The sequence below is a fragment of the Gordonia sp. (in: high G+C Gram-positive bacteria) genome, assembly GCF_052106715.1.
Classification (GTDB): domain Bacteria; phylum Actinomycetota; class Actinomycetes; order Mycobacteriales; family Mycobacteriaceae; genus Gordonia.
In genome coordinates this window covers 1-11,656 of the sequence record NZ_JBQEDL010000062.1, presented here as the reverse complement: position 1 = coordinate 11,656, position 11,656 = coordinate 1, and the positions used below count along the sequence as shown (strand labels likewise).

At 66.8% G+C, this 11,656-nt stretch carries 10 protein-coding genes; 5 read left to right on the top strand and 5 right to left on the bottom strand.

What is annotated here, in order from left to right; translation table 11 throughout:
• Nucleotides 1-642: 642 nt before the first annotated feature.
• Nucleotides 643-819, top strand: coding sequence for a hypothetical protein (locus tag ACTIMF_RS18585; RefSeq protein ID WP_442351766.1), 177 nt, complete (start codon nt 643-645; stop codon nt 817-819).
• Between the two features lie 461 nt (nt 820-1,280).
• Here the strand turns inward: ACTIMF_RS18585 and ACTIMF_RS18580 are convergent, their stop codons facing one another.
• Genes ACTIMF_RS18580 through ACTIMF_RS18570 form a run of 3 tightly spaced genes read right to left on the bottom strand, consistent with a single transcriptional unit; the run spans nt 1,281 to nt 3,921 of the window.
• Nucleotides 1,281-2,414, bottom strand: coding sequence for an isochorismate synthase (locus ACTIMF_RS18580; RefSeq protein WP_442351765.1), 1,134 nt, complete (start codon nt 2,412-2,414; stop codon nt 1,281-1,283).
• A 51-nt stretch (nt 2,415-2,465) separates the two neighbouring features.
• The gene (locus tag ACTIMF_RS18575) at nt 2,466-3,227 is read right to left on the bottom strand and encodes an SDR family oxidoreductase (RefSeq protein WP_442351764.1); all 762 of its coding nucleotides are present in this window, start codon (nt 3,225-3,227) and stop codon (nt 2,466-2,468) included.
• Nucleotides 3,228-3,270: 43 nt separating this feature from the next.
• Nucleotides 3,271-3,921, bottom strand: coding sequence for an isochorismatase family protein (locus ACTIMF_RS18570; protein ID WP_442351763.1), 651 nt, complete (start codon nt 3,919-3,921; stop codon nt 3,271-3,273).
• A 22-nt stretch (nt 3,922-3,943) separates the two neighbouring features.
• Here ACTIMF_RS18570 and ACTIMF_RS18565 point away from each other — a divergent pair, with 22 nt between their 5' ends.
• The 3 genes from ACTIMF_RS18565 (at nt 3,944) to ACTIMF_RS18555 (ending at nt 6,820) form a co-directional block, all read left to right on the top strand.
• Nucleotides 3,944-5,557, top strand: coding sequence for a (2,3-dihydroxybenzoyl)adenylate synthase (locus tag ACTIMF_RS18565; RefSeq protein ID WP_442351762.1), 1,614 nt, complete (start codon nt 3,944-3,946; stop codon nt 5,555-5,557).
• A 68-nt stretch (nt 5,558-5,625) separates the two neighbouring features.
• Entirely contained in the window at nt 5,626-5,871 is a 246-nt protein-coding gene (locus ACTIMF_RS18560) for a phosphopantetheine-binding protein (RefSeq protein ID WP_442351761.1), read from the top strand.
• A 1-nt stretch (nt 5,872) separates the two neighbouring features.
• Nucleotides 5,873-6,820, top strand: coding sequence for a methionyl-tRNA formyltransferase (locus ACTIMF_RS18555; RefSeq protein ID WP_442351760.1), 948 nt, complete (start codon nt 5,873-5,875; stop codon nt 6,818-6,820).
• Nucleotides 6,821-6,884: 64 nt separating this feature from the next.
• On the opposite strand, the gene panD is transcribed toward ACTIMF_RS18555, so the two are convergent.
• Both panD and ACTIMF_RS18545 read right to left on the bottom strand, forming a co-directional pair.
• Nucleotides 6,885-7,292, bottom strand: coding sequence for an aspartate 1-decarboxylase (gene panD / locus ACTIMF_RS18550; RefSeq protein WP_442351759.1), 408 nt, complete (start codon nt 7,290-7,292; stop codon nt 6,885-6,887).
• Between the two features lie 37 nt (nt 7,293-7,329).
• Nucleotides 7,330-7,566, bottom strand: a complete 237-nt coding sequence (locus ACTIMF_RS18545) for an MbtH family protein (RefSeq protein WP_442351758.1) — start codon at nt 7,564-7,566, stop codon at nt 7,330-7,332.
• A gap of 94 nt (nt 7,567-7,660) precedes the next feature.
• On the opposite strand from ACTIMF_RS18545, the gene ACTIMF_RS18540 reads away from it, so the two are divergent.
• Nucleotides 7,661-11,656: amino acid adenylation domain-containing protein (locus tag ACTIMF_RS18540; protein ID WP_442351757.1), on the top strand; the 3,996-nt coding region annotated here is incomplete at its 3' end.

Below are 11,656 nucleotides of genomic sequence, written 5' to 3'. Positions count from 1 at the left end.
ATGTCAGACACCAGAATCCAAGACTCTTCGACCCCACGGAACCCGGGACACACCAGAGTCTCCGGACACGCCGGGGCGATTCAGGTCGATCGCATTACATGTGAGATGTCTGCATGGCAGTAAGGGACAGAGTCGGTGACTACCGGCGTCGGATGCGCGCGCGGATTGTGTCCGTTGCAGGTCTAGGTTCCTGACGTGCGTACGGCGGAATTTGCCGCGCAAGCCCAGTCCCTGCGGTGGGTCCTGACGTTCAGGCTCCCTTCTTGAAGCTGGTGTTATAGGGGAGCAGCTCGGCGCAGTCAACGGTACGAATCGCCTGCCCCCCTTTGGGGTGTCATGCCCGGGATCTGTCCAGCGGGTACTGGGTGCCGGCGCCGACCCTGGCCCACAACGATGGCTTGATCAGAAGCACGCCCGCCGCGGTGGATTGCGGTCCTGGCGGCGTGGCTCATTACAGGCCCGCCTCGTCGTGACTTCTCCCCCAGGCTGACGCCAGCAACGACGTCCAACCCAATCACTGACGAGAACATCGTATGTCCAGTCTGCACGCCACCGTGGCCGACTTCTACCGCTATGTCGTCGGGGTCGACACCCACGCCGCGACCCACAGCTACGCCATCGTCGCCGCGCGATGGCGGGGCTTTGGTCGACCAAGCCTCATTCCCAACCACGCCCGCCGGTCTACAGCGTGCCCGCGACTGGATCGGTCACCTCACCGACGGTGACCTCGATGCAGTCCTGATCTCGGCCGAGGGAACCGGCTCCTACGGCGCTGTGCTCGGCGACGTACTCGCCGACGCCGGCTACCGCGTCGTTTAGGCACCCACCCCTCGACGCGGATCGTGGCCGCGGCAAGGCCGACGCCCTCGACGCCGTTTTGGCTGCCCGCTCAACTCTGGTGATGGTGCCCCAACACATCTGCAAGTCGCCGCCCCAGAGTCGTCTTACCCGATCCTGAACAGCCGACCACCGAAACCCGCTTTACCGTTCCTCCCGCTGTGCACCCTTCCTTCGGCGAACACTACTGCACGAGGAGAAACGATCGGCGCAAGGCCAGTGGCAGATCGAGCGTGGCAAAGTACGTCTTCTTCGTCTTTCGGGAGCTCCGCAGATGTGCTGTTGATCTCGCTAGATCGCCTCGGCGTGCCTGGAAACTCCGGGGATGTCAGCTCGCTCGAATGGATCGCCCGCAACAGCGCCGTCGAACTCTGCGTCGTAGTTTTTGCGCAGCGGGCGATTGTGTCAGTAGGGCGATGTCCACACTGCCCCTCCGGGAAGGGTCAACCGAGCGCGGCTAGGAGTGTGGACAGTTTGCCCTCAGTCTCGGTGAGTTCGGCGGTCGGATCAGAGCCGGCGACGATGCCCGCACCCGCATAGGCTCGCACACGCTCGGCGGTCACCTCGCCGCATCGAATCGACACTGCCCACTCGCCGTCACCGGCGCGATCCTGCCAGCCGACGGCACCGGCGAAAAAGCCCCGATCAAACGACTCGGTCTCATTGATCGCCGCGCCGGCAGCGGCCCGCGGAGTTCCGCACACGGCCGGCGTCGGATGCAGTTCGGCCGCGAGACGCGACACCGAAGCGTGCGGGTCGTCGAGTTCCGCGGTGATCTCGGTGCCCAGGTGGAGCATTGAATCGGTTGCCACGACATCCGGGTCCGCGGCGCTGAGTCTGCGGCAGTGAGGAGAGAGCAGATCGCAGATCGCCTCTACGACGTAGCGGTGCTCGCGCAGATCCTTATCCGACCGGCGCAACCGGTCGGCGGCTTGTTCGTCGGTCACGGGATCTCCGGTACGGCGTGCCGAACCCGCGAGAGGGTGCGAACGGACATTCGCGCCAGTCTTTGCGAGTAGTAGTTCAGGGCTCGCACCGACGAGATGACGTCCGGGGCCGACCGGAAGGGCGAAGACGTGAGCAGACGGGTTGCGGACGGCCAGCCGCGCCGCGATATCCAAGGGATCGCTCGGCGACTCCAACAGCATGTCGCTGTACCTCGCCAAAACAACCTTGTCGACTGTGCCGTCAGCGATACGCGACAAGATCGACGACACACCGGCGAGGTAGTCGGACGGTTCCGAAGGTCTGCTTGACGCCCGCTTCAACTGCGTCACCGGTCGGTCGGCGATATGGGTGATGTCTGCGGGGGTGATGACTGTGGACGCTGCGGTCCGGTCGAACGGCAGCGCACCGAATGCGACACCAGCCGTGGAACGCCGCGCGGCGCGATCGATCGCGGCCCCAAGATCCGTGGACCGCTGTGCGGAAGGACCGACGGTTATGCTCGTGTCCGCCGACACCTCGGCGGTGCTCGACCGCCAGTGCATCGGGTGGATTTCAGTCGCGGCCGGCTCCTGCGCCGGCGCTTCCGGAGCCGTCGTGCCGGGTTCTGTCGTCCACAGTGGGGGAGTCATCGAAATCCTCGAATCGGTGTGTTGGATAACTGGTTTCAGTGGCAATTTGAGTCAACTGCGCAGGCTGGCCCCGCCATCGACGTACAGTTCCTGCATCGTGATGTGCCGAGCCTCAGGGGCAAGCAGGAACGCGACCGACTCGGCGATGTCGACCGGCTCGGCGATCCGCCTGAGCGGGATACCGACACGGTAGGCGTCCAGATCGCCTCCGAGCGTCGACTGCTCGCCGCTCGGATCCGCCCACAGGCTTTCGAGCATCGGCGTGCGGGTGGAGCCGGGATGGACGACGTTTGCCCGGACGCCTGCCACCGCGTTCTCGAGCCCGAACGAACGCGTCAGCATCGCCGCCGCGGCCTTCGTCGCGCCATAGGCACCGATCCCGGTCCGTGGCACACCGGCCGAGTTCGACGCGACTGTCACGACACCGCCCCGACGATCCACAAGCTGCGGGCCGAACGCCTGCAGGCAGTGCAGGACACCGACGAGATTCACATCGACCATCTCGCGGAACGCGACCGGGTCAAGGGAGTCGATCGTGCCGGGGCGCAGGACACCCGCGATGTTGACGAGCGCTTCGGCGCCTCCCACGTCAGCCACACGAGACGCCGCCTCCGCGACATCCGACGGATCGCTGACGTCACAGTGCCACACGGGAGGATCCCCGGCGGCGCAGGCTCGTGCAGCGGAATCCTTCGCAGCGTCAGAACCGTTCCGATCGAGGCCGACGGCAGTCCATCCACGTTCGTGCAGGGCACGCAGGCAAGCGGCTCCGATTCCGCTCGCTGCGCCGGTCACCACGACAATCTTAGTCATATAAGTGAGGCTAGCCTAATGTCTAATGTGCTCTCGCTGGAGGTCACGCGGAAGCGCGGGTCGACGCCGATTCCAGGGCGGCGACGATGGCCCCGGTGTCCATGACCAGTCCTGCGCGTTTCGCGATGTAGGTCGCGGCCATCTCGTGCTCGTCCCCGCTGAAATCGGCCATCGCGTCGACGGCGAAGAACGGTGCGACGTCGCTCATGAAAGCATCGGTGGCGCTGATCATGCACCCCATGTGTGCGTACACGCCGATAACGATGAGCTGATCGCGTCCGTGATGGGCGAGGAGTTGGCGGAGGTCGGTGCGCGCGAAACCGGAGTACCGCCATTTCGTGACCTGGATGTCGCCGTCGCGCGGCGCGAGTTCGGGGACGATTTCCTCGTCATGGCCCGAGACGAGGCCTGAGCCCCAGAAATCACGCAGTAGGCCGCGTCGAGCGGGGTGCTGGTCGCCCGGCTGTGCGGTGTACACCACCGGAACGCCTGCGTTCTCGGCGGCCTCGCGGATGCGGACCATGTTGGGCAGTGCCGTGCGAATCGGCTCTTCCTCGCGCTGATACGCATCGATGAAATACCGCTGCATATCGTGGATGAGGAGTGCGGTGCGGCCCGCGTTCAGCGTCCAGTCGACGCGGGCGGGAAACGGGCCTTCGGGGATTCGGTACGGGGCGATGGATGGGATAGCCATTCCATTAGGCTAGCCTTACCTGGTGACATTCACTAGTTGGCCCTCTGAACTCGAAGAACTGTACCGCAACAACGGATTATGGCGGGGGGAGACGTTCGACGACGTCCTCGTCGCTCGAGCATCCGACCCCGCGGTCGCCGACCGGGTCGCCGTCGTGGACGTCGATCGCTCCATCAGCTATCGCGAACTCGACGAGCGTGTCGGCAGACTCGCGGCCGCATTCGCCGACCTCGGTATTCAGCCCGGCGACCGAGTCATCGTGCAGCTGCCGAACGTGGTCGCCTACGTCGAGACCGTGTTCGCGCTCTTCCGCGCCCGGGCACTGCCCGTGTTCTGTCTGCCCGCCCATCGCGAGGCCGAACTCGTCGGCATAGCACAGGCGTCCGAAGCGGTCGCGTTCGTCCATCCCGGAGTCCTCCAGGGATTCGACCACGCGGAACTCGCTCGCACCGTCGCCGCTCACGCGCCGACGCTGCGTCATGTCATCGATCTCGACGAGCTCGCGGCATTGGACGCACAGCCGCGTGACCACGGCCGCTCCCATCCGTCGGCAGTGGCGTTCCTCCAGCTCTCCGGGGGCAGTACCGGCATGCCCAAATTGATTCCGCGCACCCACGACGACTACCTGTACAGCGTGTGGCGCAGCAACGAGGTGTGCGGTGTCACCGCGGACACTGTGTACCTCGTCGTGCTGCCTGCGGCGCACAACTTCCCGATGTCGTCGCCGGGAATCCTCGGTGCGCTGTACACGGGTGGATCCGTTGTCCTCGCGGCGTCCCCGACCCCGTCGGTGGCGTGGCCACTCGTCGAGCGTGAACATGTGACGATGGTCGGCCTCGTTCCTCCCCTCGCCCGGCTGTGGACCGAGACCGCTGAGAACGGCACGGCCCACGACCTCGGCAGTCTGACGACGGTCCAGGTCGGCGGCGCGCGCTGCCCCGACGAGCTGGCGCGACGGATCGGTCCCGCTCTCGGCGCCACGCTCCAGCAGGTGTTCGGTATGGCCGAGGGGCTGGTCTGCTACACCGATATCGGCGCACCCGAGGAAATCGTGACCACGACGCAGGGGCGACCTATGTCGCCTTTCGACGAGATCCGTCTCGTCGACGAGAACGGAGTCCCAGTCGCCTCCGGCCCCGGTTTCCTCGAGGTTCAGGGGCCGTACACGATCCGCGGCTACTGGAATGGCGAGGGCGCAGCGTCTTTCGCCCCCGACGGCTGGTACCGCACCGGTGACGTCGTCGAACTCGCCGAGGGCGGAGAGCTCATCGTGCGCGGCCGCGGCGGCGACCGGATCAATCGCGGTGGCGAGAAGGTCTCCGCGGAACAGCTCGAAGAGCATCTGCTCGAGCATCCGGCAGTGCGCGACGTGATCGTCGTCGCCATCGACGACGAGTACCTCGGCGAGCGCACCTGCGCCTATGTGATCGCCGCCGACGGACAGGATGCTCCGACGCTACCCGCCCTGCGCGCGTTCGCACGCGGTCGCGGTCTGGCCGAGTGGAAGCTGCCGGACTCCGTCGTCGTGGTTGAGGACTTCCCCGAGACCGGCGTCGGCAAGGTCAGCCGTCGACGGCTCCGAGAGGTCCTGGCGGGCGGCCATCCGTCGAACAAGACCGCGGTCCGGGCTCATTGACCCGCATGGGAAATGACGCCCAGACCATAACGACCGATAGACAACAGACACAGAAGGGCGATACACGAATGGACCAGAAGGAGCCGACGCTGACCCGCGAGCGGATCATCGACGACCTGGCGGGCATGCTCGGGCTTCCGGCAGCCGATCTCCACGATGACACCGACATCCTTGACATGGGGCTCGACTCGGTCCGGCTCATGGCACTGGTGGAGCGGTGGCGTGCCGCGGGATCGACAGAAGTGGACCTGGTGACGCTCGCTGACGAACCTCGCGTCGGCGCGTGGGTTCGCGAACTCACCGGGCAGCACTGACATGCGCGTCGTCACGCTCGGATATCAGAGCTGGGGTTACCGGACACTGTCTGCCGTTCTACAGACCGAACACGAGGTCGTGCTCGCGGTGACCCATCCCAAGAGCAACCACCCGTACGAGCAGATGTGGGCAGACTCGGTCGAGGACCTCGCAACGGAGAACGGTGTGCCCGTCCACGTCGCGACGCGAGCCGACCAGGCACTTATCGACGCGGTGCGTGCCGCCGAGCCGGAGGTCATCGTCGCCAACAACTGGCGCACATGGCTTCCGCGCGAGATCTACGACGCGCCGACCCACGGTACGCTGAACATCCACGACTCGCTCCTGCCGCGGTACGCGGGCTTTTCACCCGTGTTGTGGGCGCTACTGAACCGGGAGTCGCACGTGGGCGTCACCGTCCATCGCATGGACGAGGGCCTGGACACCGGGCCGGTCGTAGCGCAGCAGGCTGTGCCGGTCGGTCCTACGAGCACCACCACGGAACTTGTACTCGCGACGATGGATCTGATCGAGCCCCTAGTGGTGCGCTCGCTCGCAGACCTGGCCGCAGGCACGTTGACCGAGATCTCACAGGATCCTGGCGCGATGACCTACTTCCACAAGCGGTCTGACCTCGAATCCCGTATCGACTTCACGGCGTCCGCATCGGACATCGAACTGCTGGTTCGAGCGCAGTCGGACCCGTATCCGAACGCGCACTTCGCCTTCGGTGGTTCCCGTGTCCGTGTGCTGGAGGCTCACGTCTCGACCGGTCGCTTCGGTGGCACGCCCGGACGGGTGACCGTCCCCTATGAGGGAGGTGTCGCCATCGTCTGCGGCGCATCGCGCACTGTCCCCGAACCCGCGATCGTATTCGATCGGCTGCGCCTGGACGACGGGACCGAGGTGTCGGCGACCGACTTCTTCGGGACCCGCGGCGGATACATCGACCTGTCGTCCGCGGACTGAGCCGCAGCGGCGGACACGCAACGGCCCCGGATCATTCGAATGATCCGGGGCCGCCTGCATGTGTTCAGCGGGTGGCGAACTGGTCGACGGCTCCGGGGACCGGCTCGGCCGGATCGTTGCCCAGCGCGACAATGCGATTGTCGCCGTCGACGTGGACGACGTTCGGCTCGTGCATCGTGACTTCGGCCTCGGAGAACTGTCCGTACGACATGATGATGACGAGGTCGCCCGGGTTCACGAGATGGGCGGCGGCACCGTTGATGCAGATCCGTCCAGAACCGGGCTCTCCGGTGATCGCGTAGGTCTCCAGTCGGGCGCCGTTGGTGATGTCGACAACCGAGACCTGTTCGCCTTCGACGAGGTCGGCCGCAGCCATGAGGTCGGCGTCGATGGTGATCGATCCCACATAGTGGAGATCGGCCTGGGTGACGGTGGCGCGGTGGATCTTGCCGTTCACGAGCGTGCGGTGCATCAGTGGGATACCTCTCGGAGTGTGTGGGGGGGAAGGGTCAGTTCGCGACGGCGTCGGCGGCCATGGACTCACGGAGCGAGCGAGGTCGAAGATCGGTCCAGTTCTGTTCGACGTATTCGATGCACGAGCTGCGATCAGTACCGGTCGGGGCGCCGTGGACCACCTGCCAACCTGCAGGAACGTCGGCGAACGACGGCCAGAGCGAGTGCTGATCCTCGTCGTTGACCAGAACGAAGAACGTGCCGGTTTCATCGTCGAATGGATTGTTGGACAAAGGGTCTCCTGTCAGACGGGGGCCGTGCGACGGTCGACGGACGACTCGACGGGTGGGCCCGAAGCGCAGTTGGACCGTAGGTTACCCTAACCTCATGACAGCAGCCTCCGTGGACTCGACTATTGCGTCGCTCGTCGCCCGCCAAGCAGAGAGTACGCCGTGCGCCGTCGCGGTCGTCGACGCTCGAGTCCGCCTGACCTACCACGATCTCGCCCGTCGCGTCACCGATCTCGCCGATGAACTCCTCGCGGCGGGCGTCGGCCCGGAGACCGTCGTCGGAGTCGGGATGCCGCGATCGGCGGAGATGGTCGTGACCGTCCTCGCTGTTACGGCAGCAGGGGGTGCTTTCGTCCCCATCGATCCCACATGGCCGGTCGCCAGACGGGAGCATGTCATCGACAGCGCGGGTGTGCACGCGGTGGTTACCGAGCCGGACACCGTCGGCTGGCCGGTGCCGGTGGTGACGATCGACGTCTGCGCGCCACACCGAGAGACCGATGTCGATCCCGTCGAGCGTCTTGCCGCACTCCCGCTCTCGACCCCTCGTCCGGGTGACGGGAAGCGCCTGGCGTACGTGATCTTCACCTCCGGGTCAACGGGTAATCCGAAGGGCGCGATGATCCGACACGAGGCGATCTGTGAACGACTCGTCTGGCAGCGCGACGAGATCCTCCACTTCGGTCCCGACGACGCGACCCTCTTCAAAGCTCCGCTAGCCTTCGACATCTCGGTCAACGAGATCCTGCTTCCATTGGTGTCCGGCGGACGGGTGGTGGTCGCGTCGGCGGGTGACGAAGCCGACCCCGACCGTCTCCTACACCTCATCGAGTCCGAGGGCGTCACCTTCGTCTACCTCGTGTCGTCGATGCTCGACGTCCTCCTCGAGATGGATCGGGAGCGGGCCGTGGCAGGCGACAGCGCTATGCGCGGGCTCCGGCACGTGTGGTGCGGCGGAGAGGTCCTGACCCCCGGACTGTTCGCGCGCTTTCGCGAGCAGACCACGACCACGCTGTACCACGGTTACGGACCAGCAGAGGCGACGATCGGCGTCTCGCACGTCATCTACCGGGAGGAGGCCGAACGAATAGCGACGTCGATCGGGAAGCCGAACCCACATACTCGACTCCACGTCCTCGACGAGCGCCTCACGCCGCTCGGCGTCGGAGAAGCGGGCGAACTGTACGCCGCGGGTTTCCTGCTGGGCCGCGGATACGTCAGCGCAGGAGATCTCACCGCCTCCCGGTTCGTGGCCGACCCGTTCGGTCCACCGGGCGGACGCATGTACCGGACCGGCGACCGTGCCCGGTGGACGCAGGATGGAAGCCTCGAGTTCCTCGGTCGCGTCGACAACCAGGTGAAGCTGCGTGGCCGTCGTATCGAACTCGAAGAGATCGAGGCCGCCGTCGCATCCGCCGACGGTGTGCGGCATTGCGCGGTCGCTGTCGTCGGTCACGGCAACACCCAGCGACTGGTTGCCTACGTGACCGCGTCGGCTCAGACACCGAACGGATGGTCGGCCATCGCGTCGGTGACCGCTTCGTGCGCCCGCACGCTGCCCGACTACATGATCCCTGAGCTCGTCATGACGCTCGACACGATGCCGACGACGGCCAACGGGAAGATCGACCGGCGGGCGCTGCCCGCGCCGGTCGTCGCATCGGGGGGCAGTGCGGAACCGGCGACACCGGAGGAAGAACTCCTGTGCGGTGTGTTCGGCGAGGTTCTCGGGCTCGAGAGGGTCGCGGCAGACGACGACTTCTTCGCCGCGGGCGGCGACAGTATCATCGCCATCCGCGTCGTCAGCGCGGTCCGTCGCGTCGGGATGACGCTGCGCGTGCGCGATGTGTTCGCGGCACGGACCCCCGCTGAACTCGCGTTGCTGCTGCGGCAGGCCGAGGAGTCGTCGATCGCGGCGATCGAGTCACACGGCGCATTGACGCCCACCCCGATCCTGCACTGGCTGCACGACGTCGCCGCACCCGCGGGTCTCGACCGCTTCTATCAGGGAATCGCGCTCACTGTGCCGAGCGATGTCGACGTCCAGATGGTGCAGCGCGCACTCGACGCCGTCGTCGCCGTCCACCCGGTGCTCAACGCGACGGTGTCGTCGGCGGTCGACATGTCCGTGGGCGCCGACCGCGCAGGCGTCACCGTACGCGTCGACTCGGTACCCGCCGACACCGGAGACCAGGCGCTCGCCGTCGAAGCCGCGCGGATCGCCGATCGAGACGTCGACCGCCTCGACCACACCCGCCCCTCCGGTGCCTTCTCGGCGAGTTGGATCGAGCGGCCGGGACACTCCGGACGTCTGGTGCTCACCGCTCACCACACCGTCGTCGACGGCATATCGCTGCGCGTGCTCGCCGACGATCTCGCTACCGCGATCACCGAGCCGCACTCCGTCGCTGCCGAGCCGGTCTCGTGGCGGGCGTGGTCGAGCGCGCTGACCGCAACCGCACGAAACGGCGCGTTCGACGACGAACGAGAGCATTGGGTCGACACCTGCGCACGTCCCGCGGGCATCCTCGGACGACCCGTTGACCCCGCCACCGACACGGTCGCGACCGAGCGGACGCACACCGTGGAACTCGACGTCGACCTCACCCGACATCTCACCGACGTCCTCCCCGCGGCAATTCACGGATCGCCGAACGACGCGCTCGTCGCGGCGCTCGCCGTCGCCGTAACCGAGTACATGGACGCGGACGCAGTGACCGTCGAGATGGAGGGGCACGGACGGGAGGCCGATCCGGTCGGCGATCTCGACCTCTCGCGGACCGTCGGATGGTTCACCACCCTCTATCCGGTCCACATCGACCTGGGCGGCGTGAACCGGTCCGACGCGGGCGCGCTCGTACGCTCGGTCAAAGAACAGTTGCGCTCCGTTCCACGCCACGGAATCGGCTACGGCGCGCTCCGACACCTCGTCGACGATCCGGTTCCCGCACACTCGGCGCCCGTCCTGCTCAACTACCTCGGGCGGTTCGGCAGTTCGGACGCCGACTGGGCGATGGCGCCCGGGACCGTGCCCTACGAGGGGCGCGACCCGGCGATGCCGCTTCCTCGTCCGCTCGAAGTGAACGCCGTGGTGGCCGACGGACCTGACGGTCCGCGGCTGACGGCGGCGTTCAGTCGCGCGTCGGGAGTCCTCGCGGACGAGGACGTCCGGTTCCTCGCCGACCGCTGGGTGCAGACGCTTCGTGCGATCAGTGCCGCCGACGTTGCGGGCCATACGCCGTCGGACTTCCCGACGGTCAGTCTCACCGCATCAGACGTCAGCGCACTCGAGACCGCGAATCCGGGACTGCGCGACGTCACCGCGGCGACCGCCACTCAGCAGGGAATCGTCTTCCACTCGGTCGGCGAGACGAGCGAGACAAACAGCGATCCGTACCTCGTCCAACAGATCATCGAGGTGGACGGACCGGTCGATGCCGACGCTCTCGCACGCGCGACACACACGGTGATCGGACGCCACAGCGCACTGTCGGCCCGGTTCGTCCAGGTCGACGACGGCTCGACCGTGGTCGTCACCGGTGACGCCCCCGCTCCTGAGTTCCGAGTCGTCGACGCGACAGCCGATGCGGACGGGGGAGCGGGTGCCATCGACCGCGCGGCCCGTGAGGACCGGAGTCGCGGATTCGACATCGCGTCGGCGCCGCTCACCCGCTACACGCTGGTCACCCTTGAGCGCACCCGGCATCGCCTTGTGCAGACCGTCCACCACCTCGTCGCCGACGGATGGTCCGTGCCCCTCGTGCTCGCCGAGATCCGGCGCGCGTACGCCGATGCGCCCCGCGCCGCCGACCGTCACTCCGCGGCTGTGCGCGCCCTCCTCACCCGTGATCGCAGTGGTGAGCGGGAGGCCTGGTCGTCGGTGCTCGCGGGGGTCGACGACACCACGTCGATCGTCGCCGCCTTCGACACGACGAGCCGCGTCGTGGACCGAACTCGGGACGGCGTGATCGACGGAGTGGGGACGAGGCGGTTCGACCTCGACCCTGACGTGCACGCGGCCCTCGTCGCCGTCGCGCGACGGGCCGGCGTCACCGTCGGCGCCATGCTGCACGCTGCATGGGGATGCACACTC